The organism is Salmonella sp. K21076 (assembly GCF_039650795.1).
GTDB lineage: Bacteria > Pseudomonadota > Gammaproteobacteria > Enterobacterales > Enterobacteriaceae > Salmonella > Salmonella enterica.
Genome location: NZ_JBCLYA010000048.1, coordinates 65,054 through 88,429, shown reverse-complemented (window position 1 = coordinate 88,429; position 23,376 = coordinate 65,054). Strand labels below are relative to the sequence as shown.

Sequence of the window (23,376 nt, the reverse complement as noted above, 5' to 3'; positions counted from 1 at the left end):
TTAGCAAATACGTTGCGCAATCTGCTCACAAAAACGCCATTATCCGCCGGGAATGGTAAACGGACCGCCCTGCTGAATCGCTCGCTGCCAGGCTGGACGCATTTCTACCCGCGCTTTCCATGCGTTGATATGGTCGAGATGAGCGATTCCGCCTCGGGCAAGCAGCGCAAATAGCGGGAAGCTCATCTGGATATCCGCCATACTTAACTGCTCTCCGGCAAACCAGGGGTGATTTGCCAGATGCCCGTCAATAAAGCGCGCATGGGTTTCCAGTTGCGGATTGAGGTACGCTTTTTGCGCGCCCTTACCGATCACGCCGCCCAACGTTCGCAGGCCCAATGGTACCGGCGGTTTACCCAGAGAGGTAAAGAGCAGTCTCATCAATAGCAAGGGCATGAGCGAACCTTCAGCGTAATGTAGCCAGAATCGATAGTGTTGTTTTCTCTGCGCATCCGCAGGCTTAAAGCGTCCGATATTGTCGTAAGTGTCCTGCAAATATTCCAGGATGGCGCCCGATTCCGCAATAACCATACCGTGATCTTCGATAACCGGAGACTTGCCCAGCGGATGCACTTTTTTCAATGCCGGCGGCGCCAGCATGGTCTTTTCACGCTGGTAACGCACAATCTGGTAAGGCAACGCCAGCTCTTCCAGCGCCCAGAGGATGCGCTGCGAACGAGACTGATTTAAATGGTGCACCGTCAGCATGGCTGTCTCCTGTAAGGTATGCCAACTAACTATAGAAAATTATGGCAGTTGCCGTAAAAATTTCGGCTAAAAAATCAGCATTTCGCTGGCGAACAGGGCGTCGTCGCTTACACTTACAGTATCAACACAAACCGGAACCTCCACCACGTGCTCAATATGAGAGGTGTTGACGTCGGGGGAAACCCTCCTGTAATCAGCGGGATAGAGCGAAAGACAAAGACCGGAAACAAACTAAAGCGCCCTTAGCGGCGCTTTAGTTTTAGGTGAGCTCAGCCCGATGGCCGAGTGCATGTTAATCATCTTCAAGCAGCCGGGCGCCCGTCCCGTGTTCGCCAAGCCTGTCGCCTGGATTCCGCAGCGGACAGTCGCTACGCGATAAACAGCCGCAGCCGATACAACCGTCCAGCTCATCGCGCAACGCCACCAGCGTATGAATACGTCGGTCTAACTCTTCGCGCCACTGCGAGGAGAGCTGCTTCCACTCTTTCGCGCTTAACGTATGCCCTTCCGGCAAGATACCAAACGCGTCGCCGATAGTTGCCAGCGGGATGCCGATACGCTGGGCAATCTTGATAATCGCGACATAACGCAACACGTCACGCTTGTATCGCCGTTGGTTACCGCTATTACGGATACTGGTAATTAGCCCTTTGCTTTCATAGAAGTGCAGGGCGGACACAGCAACACCGCTACGTTTCGCAACTTCCCCCGGCGTCAGTAAGGCTTTTAAACGGGGAGATTTTTTTTCCATAAATCGCTTTACCTCAAGTTAACTTGAGGAATTATACTCGCCCGCAGACAAAACGACGAATCGAATACTGTTTAAGAGGCAACAATATGTCGCATCAGCAGATAATTCAGACCCTTATCGAATGGATTGATGAACATATCAACCAACCGCTAAACATTGATGTGGTGGCAAAAAAATCGGGTTACTCCAAGTGGTATTTGCAGCGGATGTTTCGTACGGTAACGCATCAAACATTAGGCGAGTATATTCGCCAGCGCCGTCTCCTGTTAGCGGCCGTTGAGCTACGAACGACCGAGCGCCCGATTTTTGATATCGCGATGGACCTGGGCTATGTATCGCAGCAAACCTTCTCGCGTGTATTCCGCCGCGAGTTCGATCGCACTCCCAGCGATTACCGTCACCGCCTGTAGGGCGTCTGCCCGCGTATCGTCAGAGGCGCGGGCGTTTGTTGTAGCCAGACGATGAATTCCTGCGGCGGTAACGCCTTCGCAAAGTGCCATCCCTGACAATACTGCACGCCGCGTTTTAGCAACCAGCTAACCTGTTCAGCCGTTTCAACCCCCTCAGCAATGATTTTTAGCCGCAAACTTTGCGCCATTTCAATAATATGTTCCACAATCAAATGGCTGGCGCTATTAGTGGTTAGCGTATCGACAAAAGATTTATCAATTTTTAAAAGGTCGACATTTAATGAGTACAGGTTATGCAAGTTCGAATAGCCGGTACCAAAGTCATCAATTGCTACCTCGTATCCCGCCTGGCGAAACGCCTGAATAATCGGCGTCATTTTCGGCACATCAATAAATCCGCGCTCGGTCACTTCAACCTTTATCTGTTGCGCAAGCACTGAATGCTGACGCGTTTTTTCATGAATCATCACAATTAGTCGGGAAGAGAGAAAATCGGCGGCAGAGAGATTGATAGAGACATAAAGATGCGGGTGCGCGGCCAGAAAACCACCTAAATCATTAAATACCTCTTCGACGACATAATCGGTGATCTGCTCAATCATCCCCTCTTTTTCCGCCAGAGGAATAAATTCGCACGGGCTCATCACCGGACCGTGATAACCCGGCCAACGCAATAGCGCTTCGGCACCTACACATGTCCCGTTTCGGATATCAATGATCGGCTGATAATGAAGGCAAAGCTGGTGCCTGGTAATGGCCCGTTGCAGCAATCGACGCGGTGAGTAATATGCCTGCCGGGATCGTGACCACATAAATAAGACGATAATGCTACAGATGATCCCTAACGGTAGCGTTAACGTAAGCTGATGAAAGAGGTTCTGGTAAAAGCGTTGCTTTGAGGTTGAAACAATCGCGGCAACCGGTCGTTTTGCTGATTTAACCAGAGCATAGAAACGCTCACCCTGTTGGAACACAGGTTCACTCCGTTGTACCAAAGGTAATAGCTGATCAGCCTGCGCCTGTTCACTCAGGGAGAAAAAGGTGTTGGTCACCGTATCATACATTCCCCAGGCCAACGCCGGATCGTCTGACATCACCTCGCTATAAGATAAGGGATTGATAACCGCGACATAGTTTCCCCGCTGCATATATGTCATTTTATAACCGTTGAAAAAAGGCGTATCACGATAGTAATAAATAGCGATGTCAGGCTTTCGTTTATAGTCAGCGCGGGGAATAAAATAAGGACTTGTTGGCGTCATAACCGTAGAGCATAGAAAACGCTGGCCCTTAGCATAAATCAACTCATTAATGTACAAACGACCGCGGATAATATTCAGCATTCGCTGTTGATGGGCTGGCGTACAGGCTTGCCCCTGATATTGTTCAGCGGCATCGCGGGCTAAATCTGCTTGCAGGATAACCCGCTCCGTTTTATCTAATACCAACTGCGCAAATGAATGTAACTGATTTCTGGTTTCAGAGACTGCCCGGATATGAGCAAACCAGATCGCCAGCAATACAGGAAGTAATACCACAATGATCGTTCCGAGAAATCTCAACACCTTGCGTCGTGTGCTTTGACTCATTTTCAGCCTATTTCCCTGCATTATTTGTGACTATTATTGGCAAAATAAGACGTGAACCAAACGGAGGTTTACGGTGCATGAATTTATCAATATTAGCAACAGACTTTTACCGATCAACATTTACCATTAATAACTACGCGCAATCTCTTTCGCATACCAGGCAGGACACTAAATATTTTTGATAATATCAGATTTATACTCAAGTAAACGATGGGGTATACATCTTTACTCCTTTCTTTTGATAAATAACTTGATATTTTTATCAGGTCTGAATTTCACGAAAAAAAATAAAAGAGTAGTAATAATACATCTTTGCTTTCCGGCAGTTTCTCTACGGACGCGCAGAAGTCACACAAAAAATAAGGTTATAAAACGCACAAAAAATACATTGCCGATCTGGCGAATAAGCCTGTTTTTGTGATATAGTTCACAAAAACAATGAAACAGAAACAATGTTTCATTCGATGTTGATGTGACGTCCGTTGATAGCCAGAATGTCCCACGTTTCCCGGGAACAACGCCGTGCTGTCCTGGACAAAGGTCTATTCAGAGGAAATGTTTCATGGCTGCCATAACCACTGGTGTCGTTCTTCTCCGCTGGCAACTGTTGAGCGCCGTGCTCATGTTTTTAGCCAGCACGCTCAATATCCGTTTCCGTAAATCAGATTATATTGGTCTGGCGGTGATCAGTAGCGGTCTGGGCGTGGTATCCGCCTGCTGGTTTGCCACCGGTTTACTCGGTATTACCATGATGGATCTCGCTGCGATCTGGCATAACATTGAAGCCGTGATGGTCGAAACGATGAGCCAGACCCCGCCAGAATGGCCGATGGTGCTGACCTGATACGCTATCGCTGCCGCTGAAGTCGCCCACCGGTTATCTCAAGGCGGAATCGCGCGCCAGGGGTAGCCTTGCGAACCATCACGTCCCTCGCATTGCCGTTGATGAGGGCCGCCAGGTGTGGTTATCCAAAAATGGCAAGTGGAATAGCCCTAACAGAATCGAGCTAAACTTATTGAAGACGTTGCCGACTCGTTAAATGACAAAAAAAGACCCGTTTGTGCAACGGGTCTTTTTTATTAAGCAGTACCACCTGATAACAGCGACAAGCGCGGCTTATTTTACATTAATAATTTATCCGGAGAACAATCACGGATTATTTTTCCACCTTTCATTACCAGGACCCGGTCAAAATACTTTATCAGGTATCGACGATGCGTCACCATGATCAACGTTTTCCCATGAATAAACTCATCTAAGTTATCAAAAATTTGCTTCTCGGTATTCTCATCCAGATTTGATGTTGGTTCATCCCATAAAAAGACGCTGGCGTTACTGCTCAGACTACGTGCTAATAATAACTGCTGCTGCTGTCCGGATGACAGGTTTTTAGCCATAAAATTCACCGGAAACTTCAGCCCCATAGGATGTTGCAAGATAAAACCACAGTTCGCCAGATGAAGCGCCTTGAGTACTCGTCCCCTGTCGTTTTGCGGTTTTAACGCGAAATTACTTTCAATGGTTCCGGTGAATAAAACATCATGTGTCGTCACCACACTTAAATGCTGAGAAAAAAAGTTCTGCGATAAATGTCCTAAGTTATATCCATCATATAAAATGGCACCGTCTGTTGGCGAAAGGTAGCCAGATAGCATTCCCAGTAATGAGCTTTTTCCTGCACCGCATTCGCCTATCACTGCGACACGCTGCCCCGCAGGTATGTCTATAGACAGTCGATTAATAATCATCGGAGATTGAGCATCATACTGATAACTCACGCCCCGAATAGAGATATCGCCATTGCACTTTGATATTGACTGTAATGCCGGTGTTTTTTCTGCCTGATCTTCATCAAAAAAAGAAAGCAGATCCTTACCGGTTTTTTCTGCTGATAAAATAGAGATTAATGTAGAAGAAAAATTCGAAATGATCCCGGAAATACGACCAGAGACAATGACAGATGAAACAATTGCGCCAGTAGTAACATCACCCTTGATTACCATAAAAAAGGCTATTACCATAATAGTTATTTGGGTAATAGATGACATACTCCCCAATATAGATTGATAGATAAGATTTAATTTCCTTATCTTCAGGTTAAGATACGACTGTTCATTTGATGTGTTGACCCAATCAAAAAGTAAACCTTGATTATTTAAGGTATGGATCATTTTAATAGATAAGAAAACTTCTGAGATAAAAATATTCCTGTTCTTCTGTCCTTCTTTTTGTTTGTTCATTAACTCATTAGTATAATGGTGGTTAACGAGGAAAATAATAATAGAGACGATAAACATGGTAACAGGTACAATAACGACCAGACCTAAATTTACATATATAACAATGAGAAATATAATAAATATTGGAATATCGGCTATACGTTGAAAGATCGAGTTTAATAAAACGGGTTTAATTTTCTGAAACTCATTCCATAGCACAAATGCTGATGACATGGATCTGCCATTTTTCTTTTTACTATAAAGTACCGCTTCAAGAAATGCGATATCAATATCGACGTCATCCTGCCTTGCTGTGATAGACTGATAAATATCTTTCGAAGTACGAAGGATAAACTCAAAAACAATAAATACAGCAACAATTATAGCCACGCCAAATAACGATGAAACCGAAGCGCTTGGAACAAGCTTATCATAGAACAGATTACTAAATACTGGGATAGTTAACGCAAAAATTGCCATAAAAAGAGATGAAAAGAAGTATTTAGTATAAAAAATCTTGTTCATCGATAAAGAGTTTTTTATGATATTTTTTACTCTTATACTATCAACAACTTTATTTAAAGGTAGTATACTAAATGCAGATAACTCTTTTAAATATTCATCTTCAATTTCAACATAACAGAGTTCACCGCGCGCGTTTACCAACTTTATTTTTTGCCCGCCGCTCACACACACCATCCACTTCATTTCTGGTGTTAATAGTAAAATCGGCATAGGCTCATTTAGTAAATCCTCACCATTATTAAATAATATATCCTGTAGAGAAAGCCCTAACGACAAAAAGAAATTCTTCATTTGTATAGAGTCATCAGTGTTATTTCTGTCGTACTTTTTAAATCTTAAATTTATATCATCCTCTTTGATGTCAATTTTTATGTTGAATTTTTTAGACACTATAGATAATGCCGTTTCCGCACTTAAATAATAAGGTTCTAGTTTTTTATCCATAAGTAAACCCCCTCACCCAAAGGTGAGGGGCCTCCGTTATTATGCGTGTTCTTCTTGATTATCTACAGGTAGCGTAACTTCATTAACGGCGAAAACATCAATAGCGCCGTTATTGTTGTGCCCTACAGAACTCGTGGAAGGGGAATCATTAATATCATCCTCGGTCTTTCCTCTTGCATTCATTGCGTTCACAATATCCGCCGAGGAGTGATCGACTGAGAATGTTTTTTCCTTAATCAGGAAATCATCGTCCTTATCAATGAATTTCACGTCCATAGTATATTCACCATCTTCCAAAGATAGCGGAACTTCGAATATTGCTTTCTGGTTAGTTATCGGCAGAGTAAACTCTTCTCCTTCAAACATAACACTGACATTAACAATATTCTCAGGTACTGATATTTCAAAAGAAGGTGTCTGACTAATTGAACGATCTATTTCATCCCCAGAGTTAGCGTTTAACAATGTAATACTATAGGCCGTCTCCTTCACCACGCTTTCTTCCGCCGCAGACGGCACTGTACGAAGATGCGTATCGCTTTCGGCATTCACTGTTTCAGACTCCGGTGGAGTAACCGCTGTTGGCGTGGCGTCATCGCTCGCATCGTCATGCTGGCTATCCGCTGTTACCGTCACCGTTGAGTCAACCGTCACCGCTAGCGAAGCAGATTGCTGTGAGTTCCCCGCGCGATCCACCACCGTCACGCTCAGCGTGTAGGTACCATCATTCCAGGCGGCTGGCGGCGTGAAGGTCCAGCCATCCGCGCCTTGCGTCGCCTGATAGGTGTCTGTCACGCCGTTATGCGTCACGTTTACGGTCACCCCGGTCACATCAGCATCAATATGCTGCAGCGTGAACTTAGGCTGGGTGTGATTCGTCACGTTATCGCTGTCTGAAACGCCATTGTCTTCACCTGCTGCCAACGCAATCTCCGGCACCGTCAGCGTACTGTCGATCGTAACGGTAATGGGTAACGAGTTTTTCTGATTACCCGCGGCATCGCTTGCGATTACCGATATCGTATAGGAACCATCAGCTAACGGTGTACCTGGCGTAAAGAACCAAACGCCATCGGCATTTTTTTCAGCATTATATACTGTCCCATTGATATCGACCTGAACGACCACAACATCGCTTTCCAGATTCCCGATAATAAAGGTAGGTTGCTTATCGCGCGTAATATTATCGCCCACCGTACCACTGTCTGAGTCTGGAGATAATGAAATAACGGGAACCTCTTTCATGATATCGAGAGGGACATCATCACTCCGGTTACCAATCGCATCCACACTCGTAATGGTAAACTTCCCTTCCGATGGATACGGGATCGCCATACTCCATTTACCATTATCAGGAACGGTTAACGTATAAGTATTCCCATTACTATCGGTTATTATTAGCTGAGATTTGGCTTCCGCCGTTCCCTGCATAATAATTAGATCGTTGACAATGTCTGAATAAGTTACGACCGGAGCGTTTGGCGGCGTTCGATCAATAAATATTTCATGTACCTCTTCCTTACGGTTGCCTGCGTTATCCTCAATACTCAAAGTGATATCGTATTTCCCTTCCGGAAGCTGATCGGTCGATAATTCCCACTGCCCATTAGCCGCAACGACAGCGGTTGCCAGCGTGACCCCTGCCACGATTAATGATACCGTAGCGCCAATTTCCCCCATACCTCTCATGGTAATAGTGGAGCTATTACTCCACCAGTCCGTTTTCGATGATGATTTATTGTCATCAAGCTCGCTGGTAAATACCTGGATATGCGTATCGACCCAAATGGAATACTTTTCCTGATTTACGTTACCAGCACGGTCCGTAGATTTAACAGTGATATCCAGTTGGCCTTCTGTGAAATAAAGCGGGTTCACCGGCATCTGCCAGTGGCCTTTTTCATTAACCCAAACTTCCCCCACATTTAAGCCATTAATAATGATTTCTATTTTGCTATTGGGCTCGGCACTGCCACTAAACAATAAGTTACGCGTCGTGTCCGTTATATATATTTTGCCATCACTACCGGTCATCTCTGCTAACGTTTGTCCACCGATAGAATCAATGGCGACAGGCGTCGTATTAAAGGTATCGATAGTAAAGTTTAGCGTTTTCGAGGTAGCCGTGTTGCCTGCTTTATCGGTGATAACATAATAAATGCTATGGGAACCATCGCCCAACGGTGACTCAGGTCGATAAACTTGATTTCTGTCCGTCACCGTGATCGTATCGACTAACACCCCATCAATGAAAATCTGAACACTCTGGTTCATTTCTCCAAAAATACTAAACGTAGGCCGGGTCTGACTCGTTATACTATCATTACTGAAAATACCGTTATCAGAACCTGCCACCATAGCAGGATTATCGATAAACGTACTGGTATCTATCGTGACGAGTAAGCGAGGCGATTCTGCCGTATTACCTGCCGGGTCTTCGGCAACCACACGGATAGAATATTCACCATCTTTTAACGCATTATCAAACTGATAGGACCAGGTTCCATCTTCAAGCACAAGCACATTTGCCACGATCTTTTCATCCACATAAATATGGATTGTGGCTCCCGCTTCTGCGGTGCCAACTAACACAGGCTTGTTGTGATTAGTAATCAGATCGTCAAGTGAACCAGAGTTGCTCGCATCTTCAAGGTTGAGCGTTGGGAAGTCGGTTGATGAATCGACATCCACACTGTAATTCTTGCTTACTTGAGTGTTGCCAGCAACGTCAGTAATGCTGAAATGAATATTAAACGTACCATCATCTTGCAGCAGTATCGGCGCGCGCCATGAGCCATCAGCCTCAACCATAACAACGTTGACTAATTTACCATCGACAAAGATGCTGACCTGAGAACCAGCCTCCCCGACGCCTGAGACTGACAACGCCCGGTTATTAGAGAGGGCCGGTAATGAATCTTCATCAATATCAAAGACAGCAATTTGAGAATCGATTGTCACGGTCGTAATCGCAGATTCAACCCGGTTACCAGCAGTATCCGTAGCAACAAATTGCACCTGATACTCGCCGTCGGCGCTATTTGCCGGCATGGTATAGCTAATATTACCTGACGAACTCGCCTCTACTGTGCCTTGTAACACACCATTAATATAAACCTGTACCGTCGCGCCGGGATCGGTCATGGCAACCAGTACCGGAGACTTATTATTGGTAATCAGATCATATTTATCACCGCTATTAGTATCCCGACTTAATGAAATATCGCTGATTTCAATCTGCGTATCATGTTCTATCAGAATATCTTTTTGTTGGCCGTTGCCCGCTTTATCTTCCGATACCACGACAAAGGCATTACTACCTTCACGCAGATCTAATTCTGCGCTCCATCGACCATCATTGCCTACCACCAGGGTAGCAATAACCACTCCCTGCGGATTCCTGATGGTCAAAGTACTTCCGGCTTCGGCAGTACCATCGATGGTGACATGAGATTTATTGGTGATCCAGTCGCCAACTTTGCCACTGTCATCAGCTTCGCGTAATACCACGGTTAACGGCGAAATTACCGTATCCAGTATCACATTCTGCGGACCAAACTCTCTGATATTGCCGGCAACGTCTTCAACTTTAAACGTTAATTCATAATTACCGTCATTACCCAAAGCGGGTAATACTACGCCCCAGTGTCCTGCGCCTGTCGTATAAGCAATCGCTTTTTCAACGCCATTCACAAAGATAGTGATTTTGCTGTTTGGCTCACTGGTGCCGCCAATCTCCGGCGTCACCGTGTTGATATATCCGCCCTCATGCATTCCAGATATATTCCATACCAGTTCAGCAACCTCGGTATCGATAGTGACATCAACGGCGGTGGAACGCAGTTCGCTATTATCGCGAGGGTTGACGATACCCACCTGGACGACATAATGGCCATCTTTCATTTCCGATAACTGGAAAGTATATCGGCCCGCTGTATCCGCTGTCGCCTCGCCGACCTTCACGCCATCCACATAAATACTCACAATTGTATTAGGTAACGTGCTCCCAATCAGGGTCGGCGTTTTATTATTCGTCGTAAAGTCTCCTAAGGCACCACTATCGCTCTCCTCGCTGAGCTTTATGGTTGGAGGCGTGACATCAATAACAGGTATTACTACAGGAAAGTCGACCTGCGACGATTCATTACCCGCTTTATCTTTGGCAACAATGCTCACAACATAGGAGCCTGGCGCTAATACTGATGGCGGCGTCCAACTCCATTCACCATTCGCATTGGCGTTTGCCGAGCCGACCACTTTCCCATCCCACTGAATCATAATCGTCGAGAACGCTTCGGCGAGCCCTTTGAACTCAGGACGCAGGCTGGTTGCCTCATACTGATCATCAATAGATGGATCCGAAAGGCGAATGGTGGGATCGATCGTAACCGTATCGATAGTGAATCTTTCCTGCGTTTGCGCAGTATTTCCCGCGACATCTGTTGCGACGACGTTGATGGTATACATGCCATCCGGCAGTATATTCGGCGTCACACTCCAGTTGCCATCGGCGCCAACCGTAATCGTGTGTTTTAAAACCTCCCGACCTGACTTATCGTCAACAATGGTAATCACCAGTTTCGCATTGGGCTCTGCAGTACCTTCGAATTTGGGATTTTGCTTATTCGTAAGGTTATCGCTATTGGAGCTGCCGGTATCAGACGCTGGCTCCATTCTGACACTGACGCTTGTCGTGGTATCAATGGTAAAGGGCAGCTTAGTTTCAGAAGTATTTCCGGCAATATCTCTGAAGACAACAACGGCTTCATATACGCCATCGTTTAACGCAACGGGAACCTGAAATTCCCAGAGGTTATTGCCATTTGCCGTAACCGGATAAGAAACGCCGTTAATTCTGATTACAACAGTATCAATATCGGCGGGTACATTGCCAATAACGAAACGTGGTGTAGTGACACTCGTAATATTATCAACAGCGCTTTCGCCAGTATCATCCGCATCCAGCAAATCAATACTGGGATCAGAAACAATAGTGTCTATTGTGAATGATACCTCTTTGCTAATTTTATTACCTGCGATATCTTCAGCCACTATTTCTATTTTGTAAGTTCCATCCACTAACGGTGTATCAGGGGTAAACAGCCATTTATTACCTGCCCCCTGAGTCAGGGTGCTGGATTTCCCGTTTAAAATTACCGTCACGCTCTGCAACTGTTCTCTGGCTGAAATTTCAAAACGTGGAGAGGTAATATTCGTAATACCATCCGTAGAATCCTTTCCGGCGTCGTCCAGCATCACGACGCTCAGGCCGTCAATCTGCGTATCCACGGTAAAGCCCAGCGTGGAATTTGCCGTATTCCCTGCCCGATCCGTCGCCTGGACATGGAGAGTATAATGACCATCAGACAATGCGCTACCTGCAGTAAATTGCCACTGCCCGGCCGCATTTTTACTGATGGGCGTCCAGTTTACGCCATCGAAAGAAACCAGCACCGATGTCACATCATCAGGCGTTGCAATTTCAAAAGAGGGACGGGTAGCATTGGTGACATTATCGTGATCGTTGACGCCGCTATCTGTTGTTAACGTAACACTGTCAATCTGAACCTGCGTGTCGATTTCAATCTGCAGTTCGGCCGATGTTTTGGTATTACCAGCAATATCCGTTACGGTAACAGAGATCGTATGCTGACCGTCAGACAGCGGTTGATCCGGCGTAAAGGTTAAATTCCCCCCTTTGTTTTCAATGGTGTAATCCCGACCATCAAGATGAACCACAATGTGTGATACATCATTATCGACATTACCGATAATAAACACCGGTTTGTTAATCCTGGTAAGATTATCATTAGTATCATCACCAGTATCATGGGTGGGATCGAGTACAATTGTCGGCTCTCGCAGAGTCGTATCAATCGTAAACTGCAGCGTTTCTTGCGCAACGTTGCCGGCGATATCAGTCACATCAACCAAGAGAGTGTGTTGCCCATCAGGTAATGCCGAACCGACATTAAATATCCAGCGACCATCCCCTCCTTTTGTGAGTTCAATCCAATTAGCGGCGTTATCGATTTTAACGCGCACATGGGTAATATCATCAGCGGTAACAATACTAAACTGCGGCTTGTCGACTTTGGTAATGTTATCTACATCGCTATCACCGCTATCTGTAACCAACGTGACGCTTTCAATTTCAGCCGTCGTATCTATCACAACAGGTAATGGTTTCGATGTCGCGGTATTTCCGGCCTTATCTTCAACCGTAACGGTAATATTATAAGAACCATCCGGAATGGCATTGCCTGGTGTAAATTGCCAACCAGCCCCAACCTTAGTCGCGTTATAATCATGACCATCAATCGTCACCACGACTTTGATAACATCGGGGTCAACATTACCAATCGTAAAGGTGGGTCGTGAAATATTAGTAATATTATCGGCTGTATTCGCTCCGGTATCTTGTCCTGCGTCTAAAGCAATAGTCGGAACCTGTATATTAGTATCGATATTAAATACTAAATCTTTATTTGCAATATTACCTGCCTCATCCGTGGCCTCTACGCGAAGGGTATATGTGCCGTCAACCAGAGTATTCGGGCTGTCAAAAATCCACTGTCCGTCGGCATTTTTGCGTATCACATTCCAGTTAGCGCCACCATCCAGGGTTACGCGTACCTGGACGACATCACCGGGAACGTCAATTCTGAATGACGGTTTGGCAACATTCGTTAATTGATCATTCTGCACGCCAGTATCATTAAGCAATACGATATTGTTAATGGTTGTCGTGGTATCAATACGTACCTCTAACGGCGCAGATTCTTTTACATTCCCCGCCAGATCTTCCACCACAACGGCTAACTGATATGAGCCATCAGCCCAGCTCGCAGAAGGCGTAAAGCGCCATTAACCATTGGTGAATACCGCCGCTTCCTCGTGCGTTTTACCGTTGTAAGTTACTTTGACCATCACGCGCGTAACGTCAGAATCAATCTGGCGTATGTCGAACACAGGCCGATCGTGATTGGTGAGGCGATCGCCAACAGTACCGCTATCTTCGCCGGCCGCCAGCTCAATCACCGGCGTAGTCAACGTACCGTCTATCGTCACCTTTAAAGGCGCGGATGTTTGCTGATTACCGGCCACATCTGTTACCGTCACGGTGAATGTGTAGCTACCGTCCGCCAAAGCAGAATCCGGTCGATAGCGCCAGCCGTCGGCTGATTCGGTGAGTACCACCGTTTTAAACGTGCCGTTATGCTCAATACTCAATTCCACGTGTCGAACATCTTTATCGATACTCCCCAACACAAATACCGGCTGAGTGACGCTGGTCAGATTATCGTTCTTATTCTGTCCGGTATCCTGATCGGGCGCTAGCTCAATGGTTGGCGTCAACAACGTGATGTCGATAGTGAAATCGAGCGTCCCCGTCATCTTATTACCCGCACCGTCAGTCACTTCCACGATCAGGGTATGCTGTCCCTCTGGCATATCCGTCGGCCAGGTGTAATCCCAAATGCCAACCGTCGAACTCTTGATTGCAGTAACCCAGGTCGTGCCGCCGTCAATACTCAGAAGAACCTTTTCCACATCATCCGGTACCGAGATCTGGAACTGCGGACGCACATGTTTTGTCACATTATCGCCAGGGACGCCGCTATCGTTGACTAATTCAATATGATCAATGGCTATTTGCGTATCCACTGTCACCGTCAGCGGCGTAGACGGACGCGTATTTCCCGCCCGATCCTCCACTGTCACCGTCAGCGTATAATCACCGTCGCCCCACGGCGCTGGCGGTGTAAAGCTCCATCCTCCAGCCCCCTGTGTCGCGGTAAACGAGGTTGTCGTTCCATTATGCGTGACGCTGACTGTAACGTTGATAACATCCGAATCGATATTCTGCAGAATAAAAGTCGGCCGGGTGCGATTGGTCATATCATCGCCAGGCGTACCGGTATCATCCGTGCTATCCAGCGCAATGGTCGGCGTCGACAACCGGGTGTCGATGAAAAATTCAAGCGTTTGCGTCGCCGTATTGCCCGCTCTGTCGGTGACCATGACGGTTAGGGTGTGTTTTCCATCGCCCATATCCGTTGGCCAGGTATAGCCCCAGACGCCTTCGATACCCTGCGTCGCGCTCACCCAGTTTGCGCCCCCATCAATGCTCAGTTGCACAGAATTCACATCCGCCGGCACCGTGATCTCAAACTGCGGACGGGTGCTATTAGTTAGATTGTCATCAGGCACGCCATGATCATTGACCAATGTAATATCAGTAATGCTGGTTTGCGTGTCCACCGTCACCACCAGCGGCGTGGACTGACGAACGTTTCCTGCGTTATCCGTTACCTCTACCGTCAGCGTATAGCTACCGTCCGCCCAGTCAGCATCTGGCGTAAAGCGCCACTGTCCTCCAACCTGGGTTAGTGTCACTTCCTGGCTATTGCCGCCCTGTGTGATCCGCAAAATGACCGAGTGCGCATCGGCGTCAATATTGCCAATGGTAAAGCCCGGTCTTTTGACGCTCGTAATATGATCGCCAATGGCACCTGTATCGTCCCTGCTGTCCATAGCGATGGTAGGCGTTGACAGCCGGGTATCAATGGTAAAATCGAGCGTCTGCGTCGTCTTATTTCCCGCCTTATCGGTCGCTTCTACCGTCAGGGTATGTAGCCCGTCGGTCACATCTTTCGGCCAGGTGTAATCCCAGATCCCTGCCGTGCCCTGTGTTGCACGAACCCACGTATTACCGCCGTCGATACTCAGACGTACCTCGTTGACATCCCCTGGCACCGTGACGCGGAAGTGTGGACGAACGTCATTGGTCAGGTTGTCGCCGGGAATACCGTTATCATTAACCAGTTCAATAACATCGATGGTGATTTGGGTATCAACCGTGACCGTCAGCGGCGCTGAGTATTTTACGTTCCCCGCATCATCCTCCACCCTCACCGTCAGCGTATAGTCGCCATCTGCCCATGTGCCGGTCGGTGTCACGCTCCAGATGCCGGTCGCGCCTTTGGTGGCCGTCAGCACTTCTTTCGTGCCGCCATGCTGCACCTCAACCGTGACATACCGCGCGTCTGCGTCAATATTGCCCAGTAAAAACGTCGGCTTATTTACGTTGGTCAGGTTATCGCCTTTTGTTCCGCTGTCGTCCGTGTTGTCCAGCACGATAGTCGGTTCTGACAGTAGGGTATCGATGATGAAGTCCAGTTGCTGCGTCGTTTTGTTTCCCGCCTTGTCGGTCGCCTCCACTGTCAGGGTATGCTTCCCCTCTCCCACATCAGCCAGCCAGGTATAATCCCAGACACCCGGCGTCGCGCTCTGGGTCGCGTTGAACCACGTCTTGCCGCCGTCAATGCTCAGGCGCACCACGTTGACATCCGTCGGTACCGTCACCTGGAAGTGTGGACGCACATTATTAGTCAGATTATCGTTGGGAATACCGCTGTCATTGACCAGTTCAATGTTATTAATGGCGATTTGCGTGTCCACCGTCACCGTCAGCGATGCAGAATGGCTGGTGTTCCCCGCTTTATCTTCGACTGACACACTCAGGGTATAATCACCATCCGCCCACGCCCCTGTCGGCGTAAAGGTCCATCCGCCTGCGTCTTTCGTGGCGTCAAATGTGGTGGTGACGCCGCCATGCTCTACGCTGACCGTAACGCGAACGGCATCATCATCAATATGCTGCAGGGCAAATGTCGGCTGGGTGCGATTGGTCATGTTATCGCCATGGACACCACTGTCGTCCGCGCTATCCAGTACGATAACCGGCGTCGACAACGTAGTATCAATAGTGAAGTCGAGCGTCCTGGTCACCGTATTGCCTGCGTTATCAGTCGCTTTCACCGTTAACGTGTAGTCACCATCTGCCACTGTCTTTGGCCAGGTATAATTCCAGACGCCCGGCGTCGCGCTTTGCATCGCTTTAACCCAGGTTACACCGCCGTCAATGCTCAGACTGACTTCGTTAACATCCCCCGGTACCGTCACGCGGAACTGCGGATGGGCGTCGTTAGTCATATTGTCGCCGGGAATACCGTTATCATTAACCAGTTCAATAACATCAATGGTGATTTGGGTATCAACAGTGACCGTCAGCGACGCTGAGTGTTTTTCGTTCCCCGCCTCATCTTCCACCCTCACTGTCAGCGTATAGTCGCCATCTGCCCATGTGCCGATCGGTGTCACGCTCCAGTTGCCGGTCGCGTCTTTGGTGGCCGTCAGCACCTCTTTCGTGCCGCCATGCTGTACCTCAACTGTGACATACCGCGCGTCTGCGTCAATATTGCCCAGTAAAAACGTCGGCTTATTTACGTTGGTCAGGTTATCGCCTTTTGTTCCGCTGTCGTCCGTGCTGTCCAGCACGATAGTCGGTTCTGACAGTAGGGTATCGATGATGAAGTCCAGTTGCTGCGTCGTTTTGTTTCCCGCCTTGTCGGTCGCCTCCACTGTCAGGGTATGCTTACCCTCTCCCACATCAGCCAGCCAGGTATAATCCCAGACGCCCGGCGTCGCGCTCTGGGTCGCGTTGAACCACGTCTTGCCGCCGTCAATGCTCAGGCGCACCACGTTGACATCCGTCGGTACCGTCACCTGGAAGTGCGGACGCACATTATTAGTCAGATTATCGTCGGGAATACCGCTGTCATTGACCAGTTCAATATGGTCAATGGTGATTTGCGTATCGATGGTGACCGTCAACGGCGCTGAGTGGCGAATATTACCCGCCTCATCTTTCACCGTTACCGTCAGCGTATAGTCGCCATCAGTCCACGCGCTGCCGGGTACAAAACGCCACTGCCCGTTAGTCTGCGTCAGCTCCACCTCCTCGCTGTGACCATCGCGCATCACCTGCACGACGACCTGAGTCACGTCAGAATCAATACCGCCGATAATAAAACCCGGCGTTTTAACGTTAGTCTTATTATCGTTGGCGGTGCCGCTATCATCTGCGCTATCCAGCGTGATGGTCGGTGTCGACAATGTGGTATCAATGATAAAATTGAGCGTTTCCGTCGCCGTGTTGCCTGCAACATCGGTTGCTTTCACTGTCAGGGTATACGTATTTTCGACCAGATCTGTCGGCCATATATACTCCCAAACGCCGTCAGACGTCAGCGTTGCGTTAACCCAGTTGATGCCGCCATCAAGACTCAGTTGCACAGAGTTCACGTCCGTCGGTACCGTAATATGAAACTGTGGACGTGCTTCATTGGTCAGGTTATCCCCGACAATACCCGTGTCATTAAGAAGCCCAATGCGATCAATAGACGTTTGCGTATCGATAGTCACCGTCAGCGGCGCAGAATAATTTGTATTACCCGCCTTATCTTCTACCTTTACCGTCAGCGTATAGTCGCCATCGGTCCAGGCTGCGCCCGGCGTAAAGCGCCACACACCGCCGTTCTTAATCAACTCTATCTGTTGGTTCTTACCATCATGCGCCACCGTCACCACCACTTTGGTCACGTCGGCGTCGATATTACCGAGGGTAAAGCCTGGCATCTTAACGTTGGTGATGTTATCGCCAGCGGCGCTGTCATCCGCACTGTCCAGGGTAATAGTCGGTTCTGACAGCAGGGTATCGATGATGAAGTCCAGTTTCTGCGTCGTTTTGTTTCCCGCCTTGTCGGTCGCTTCCACCATCAGGGTGTGAGGGCCGTTAGCCACATTCGTCAGCCAGGTATAATCCCAGACGCCCGACGTCGCGCTCTGCGTGGCGTCAAACCACGTTTTGCCGCCATCAATGCTCAGTCTTACACCGTTAACATCCGCCGGTACTGTCACCTGAAAGTGCGGGCGCGCTTCATTGGTCAGATTATCGTCGGGGATACTGCTGTCGTTAACCAGTTCAATACGGTCAATGGCGATATGCGTGTCCACTGTCACCGTCAACGGCGCGGACTGCTTCACATTTCCGGCCCTGTCTTCTACCTTCACCGTCAGGATATAGCCGCCGTCCGCCCAGTCGCTGGTCGGCGCAAAGCGCCACTGTCCGCCGGTCTGAACCAGTGGTACCTCCTGTTTAATGCCATTGTGCATTACCTCCACTATCACCCGGCTGACATCGGTATCAATATTGTTGAGGGTAAAGCCCGGCGTTTTAACACTGGTGATATTATCGCCCGCGATGCCGCTGTCATCTGCGCTGTCCAGCGAGAGGGTCGGCACAGACAGAGTGGTATCGATGGTGAAATCGAGCGTCTGTGTTGCCTTATTTCCCGCCTCATCGGTCGCTTCTACCGTCAGGGTATAGCCTCCGTCGGCCACATCATCCGGCCAGATATAATCCCAGACGCCCGGCGTCGCGCTCTGGGTCGCGTTGAACCACGTCTTGCCGCCGTCAATGCTCAGGCGCACCACGTTGACATCCGTCGGTACCGTCACCTGGAAGTGTGGACGCACATTATTAGTCAGATTATCGTTGGGAATACCGCTGTCATTGACCAGTTCAATGTTATTAATGGCGATTTGCGTGTCCACCGTCACCGTCAGCGATGCAGAATGGCTGGTGTTCCCCGCTTTATCTTCGACTGACACACTCAGGGTATAATCACCATCCGCCCATGATGTCGGCGGCGTAAAGGTCCATCCGCCTGTGCCTTTCGTGGCGTCAAATGTGGTGGTGACGCCGCCATGCTCCACGCTGACCGTAACGCGAACGGCATCATCATCAATATGCTGCAGGGCAAATGTCGGCTGGGTGCGATTCGTCATGTTATCGCCCTGGACACCGGTATCGTCCGCGCTATTCAGTACGATGACCGGCACTGACAGCGTGGTATCCACCGCGAAATCGATGGTCTTCGTCACTGTATTGCCTGCTTTATCAGTCGCTTCCACCGTTAGCGTGTATTGACCATCTGCCAGGTCTGTCGGCCAGATATACTCCCAGCTTCCTGCCACGCCCGGGGTTGCCTGAACCCACGAATTACCACCGTCAATGCTCAGACGGACTTCATTGACATCCGTAGGTACCGTCACACGAAAGTGGGGACGGTCGTCGTTGGTCATATTGTCGCCTTTCACGCCGCTATCGTTGACCAGTTCCACCCCATCAATGGCGATTTGGGTATCGATAACGACCGTCAGCGGCGCTGAATAGCTGGTATTTCCTGCCTTATCTTCTACTTTCACCGTTAACGTGTAGCTGCCATCCGCCCACGTATTCCCTGGTGTAAATAACCAACTACCATTGAGGTGGGAAAGTTCGATCTCTTCGCTCACGCCATTGTGCATCACCTGTACGACGACCCGATGCGCATCGGCATCAACACCGGAAATAGCAAAACCTGGCTTATTGATATTGGTCAGGTTATCGCCTGTCACCCCCGTATCATCCTTAGAAAGCAGGGAAATCACCGGCGTTGATACTGTGGTATCGATAGTAAAATCGAATACCGCGCTGTTCGCTTTATTACCCGCAATGTCCTCAACCTTGACATAAACCTGATGCAAGCCTTCCGTTAAATCTGAAGTAAAGGTATAGGTCCATGAACCATCAGGTTGTTGCGTGGCAACACCGATCTGCGTATCAGACGCGGCATCCCATACCTGAACGCTGATAATGTCCGGATCAATATCTTTTAGGTGCAAGGTAGGGTTAACGATATTCGTTAAATTATCATCTGCGATTCCCGAATCTGAATCCGGGCTCAATGAAACTATCGGTATTGAAATAGCAGTATCAACGCTAATTAAGAAAGGATCCGAATGCGCAATGTTGCCAGCGATATCTTCAACTGAAGCGGTTATTCTATGATCGCCATCAACCAAACCTTGATCGGCTTTCAGGGTATACTCCCATCTGCTATCTTTATTTGTTCTGACCTCAGCGATTAGTGCGCCATCAACATAGAGTTTAACCGTTGAATAGGGTGCAGCGGTCCCTGTCAGTGCAGGATTCTTTTCATTAATAATATGGTCTGTATTATCAACCCCCGTATCGTTGACCAACTCTATTGTTGGTTTTTGCGTTTGCGTTACGATTTGGAAATTATACGCTGATGAGGAGGCAGTATTACCGGCAATATCTTCTACCTTTACCGTTACGTCATGCGAGCCATCGGACAACGCTGTGGTAAATTGAAAATTCCATACACCATCATCGCCAGCAATAGCCTCGCCACTTAACACACCGTCAACATAGATGGAAACCTTAGCATTAGCTTCAGCCATCCCGGTAAACAACGGCGTATTAATTTTAGTAATCATATCGCCTTTAACGCCAGAGCCAGCGCTATCATGCAACATAACAGTAGGGATCGGCGTAAAGCTATCAATGGTAAGCTGATAATCTACAGATGACGTTCTTCCTAAAGGATCGATAGATTCAACCGTAATCTTATAAACATTGTCAGACAGATTTCGGGAAATATCAAAATTCCAGTTACCGTCTGCATCCGCAGTCGTCACGCCTATCGTTTTACCATCGATAAGGATATTTATGGTAGCAAACCTATCCGCTGTTCCCAGTAATGTCAGAGCATTATGTTTATTGGTAATCCAGTCGCCTTTTGCACCGGAATCATCACTGGCATCGAGTTCCGCTTTTGGAGGTACAACTTCAGTTTGAATAGTAAAAGAATATTTAACAGTAGAGGATTTATTACCGGCGGCATCCTGAGAAATGATTTCAATATCATAGGCGCCCTGAAGAAATTTATTACTAAACTGATAATTCCAGGTCCCGTTTGAGTCAACCTCAATGCTGTCATATAATTTACCATCTCGCATCAATAAGATGGTAGACTTTGGCTCTGCCGTACCGACTAAAGCCGGTAAATCATTCCCTGATAAAATTATACCATTCGGTAAAACAACAAAATCCTCCAAAGAAACCGTCGGAGGTACAGGGGCAACAGTATCGATAACGTAACTAAAGGAAAAATCCTTTTTGTTGCCAGCGACATCTTCAACAGTGAACGTAAGATTGTTAACCCCTTCCACTGAGTCTGAAGTGAAATTGAACGTCCATTCGCCCTTGTCATTCGCTTTAAAAATAACCTCTTCGCCAGTCTCACTATTTATGACACTGATAATAGCATTTGGCTCAGTTTTACCTGTAAAGGTTGGGCGAGTATTGTTAGTAACGTTATCTCCAACAATACCGCTATCATCAGTCGTTTCAATCTCAGCGCTGAAATAGCTGATACGGGTATCAATAGTAAAAGGCAGATTTGCCGTCGCAGAGGTATGCCCGGCAATATCAGTAGCGGTTGCTGTTATATTGTATTCGCCATCCTTGAGCGGCGTAGTAAGCGTATAGCTCCATGTCCCATCTTTAGCAACAATGACCTCACCAAGATGTTTAAGCCCAAGATAAATAGAGACTGTAGAACCAGGTTCCGCCACACCAATAAATGTTGGCAGAGTGCTATTTGTAATGTTGTCATTTTTAATGCCGGAATCACTACTATCATCCAGCTCAATCGTCGGCTTTTCCGGAGGAATGGTGTCGGTTATGATACTATCCGTCGTTTCGTTTTTATTACCTGCTTTATCCACGGCAACGACTTTTATACTATTTTCGCCCTCAGATAATTCATTATCTTTAAATTCATAACTCCAGTTTCCATCTTTATCGACATCAACGCTGGCAACCAGTTTATTATCTACATAAATGTCAACCTTAGCATTCTCTTCCGCCGTACCAACAATTGAAGGCGTCAAGGTCGGCGTTAAGCCCTTATGACCGGACACACTACTTTCAGGCGAAAGTTCAAATGTTGGCTTATCGGTAACGGAATCGATAGTAATGACAAGTTTGGCGCTACCGCTTCCATCAGCAGTCTTGGCCTCTGCCTCCAGATTGTATGTTCCATCAGTCAATGTTTCAGGCGCTGTGAAGGTGAAGTTACCCAAACTATCCGCTACAGCCTGACCGACAGCAATACCATTAATTTTAATAATAACCGTGGCATTGGGAGCAGTGCTACCTACAAACTGAGGTTTGGTAAAATTAGTTATACTATCATCTTTGCTACCGCTGTTACTCTCGGCCGCAAGCGCTAATGTGACTTTAAGCGGCTCTTTAACAGACTCGGCATCGAGCTTATTTTCCTCATTTTTACTGCTATTACTTTTGCCAGTACTGGTATTTTTATTAATAGGTTGAGGAAGAACTTTTTCAGCATCGTTCTGTTTAGAAGCCTGCGTTGCTTTAGCCTGTGTATTTTGCTGGGAAGCATCGCTTTGCTGAGCCAGATTGTCTTTTGCTACATTGTCAGCCAAAAAGTTCTGCAGCATTTCTTCAATTTGCTTTGACGAGTTCTGTACTTCAAACGCTTCATTGAGCGTTTTTTCTGCTGCCTCCTTAGCTTTCTCTGCTTCTTCCTTCGCCTTATCAGCTTCTTTCTTTGCGTTTTCAGCCTCGTCAAGCTGCTTTTTTAATTCCTCTTCTTCCTTCTTATTTCGTCGTTTGCCATTACCTTTCTTTTCTACCTGAGCAGAATCAACTAATGAGCTGTCAATTCTCTCCAGTTGAATATCTTTTAAATCTACGCTGCCCAGAATTTTAGCGCCGGTAATAGTCTTATCTTTAAATTTAACAGCGAGGTTATTGCCTTTGATACTTGAATAAAGAGCGCCATTGACAATGATCACTGACCCATGCGGCGTGGTAATGTTCATGTCTGGCCCGGAAAGAGAAACTTTTGCGCCTTTGGCATTACCCAAAGAAGATAAATCAATTACAGAATTTTGATCGGCAAAAAACTTTTGTATGCTTTTATTTCCCATAATATTATAT

Annotated in this window: 6 protein-coding genes and 1 pseudogene; 2 read left to right on the top strand and 5 right to left on the bottom strand. The window is 47.4% G+C overall.

Annotated elements, in window-relative coordinates:
* Positions 1 to 39 precede the first annotated feature (39 nt).
* Positions 40 to 708, bottom strand: coding sequence for a glutathione S-transferase (locus AAYN39_RS17065; RefSeq protein ID WP_000958574.1), 669 nt, complete (start codon positions 706 to 708; stop codon positions 40 to 42).
* A gap of 292 nt (positions 709 to 1,000) precedes the next feature.
* Positions 1,001 to 1,459 carry a redox-sensitive transcriptional activator SoxR gene (soxR, locus tag AAYN39_RS17060; RefSeq protein ID WP_000412686.1) on the bottom strand — a complete coding sequence of 153 codons (459 nt, stop codon included), beginning with the start codon at positions 1,457 to 1,459 and terminating at the stop codon, positions 1,001 to 1,003.
* An 86-nt stretch (positions 1,460 to 1,545) separates the two neighbouring features.
* Between soxR and soxS the strand changes: the two genes are divergently transcribed.
* Positions 1,546 to 1,869: a superoxide response transcriptional regulator SoxS gene (soxS, locus tag AAYN39_RS17055; RefSeq protein WP_000019484.1), complete on the top strand. Its 324-nt coding sequence runs from the start codon at positions 1,546 to 1,548 to the stop codon at positions 1,867 to 1,869.
* Here the strand turns inward: soxS and AAYN39_RS17050 are convergent.
* Positions 1,857 to 3,458: an EAL domain-containing protein gene (locus AAYN39_RS17050; protein WP_000083646.1), complete on the bottom strand. Its 1,602-nt coding sequence runs from the start codon at positions 3,456 to 3,458 to the stop codon at positions 1,857 to 1,859. The genes soxS and AAYN39_RS17050 overlap by 13 nt on opposite strands.
* Before the next feature lie 562 nt (positions 3,459 to 4,020).
* On the opposite strand from AAYN39_RS17050, the gene AAYN39_RS17045 reads away from it, so the two are divergent.
* Positions 4,021 to 4,302 carry a YjcB family protein gene (locus AAYN39_RS17045; protein WP_000719058.1) on the top strand — a complete coding sequence of 94 codons (282 nt, stop codon included), beginning with the start codon at positions 4,021 to 4,023 and terminating at the stop codon, positions 4,300 to 4,302.
* Between the two features lie 278 nt (positions 4,303 to 4,580).
* Here the strand turns inward: AAYN39_RS17045 and siiF are convergent, their stop codons facing one another.
* On the bottom strand, positions 4,581 to 6,647 hold the full coding sequence (gene siiF / locus AAYN39_RS17040; protein ID WP_000358570.1) for an SPI-4 type I secretion system protein SiiF: 2,067 nt from the start codon (positions 6,645 to 6,647) through the stop codon (positions 4,581 to 4,583).
* A 39-nt stretch (positions 6,648 to 6,686) separates the two neighbouring features.
* Positions 6,687 to 23,366 (bottom strand): annotated as a pseudogene (gene siiE / locus AAYN39_RS17035) (non-fimbrial adhesin SiiE).
* Between the last annotated feature and the right edge of the window lie 10 nt (positions 23,367 to 23,376).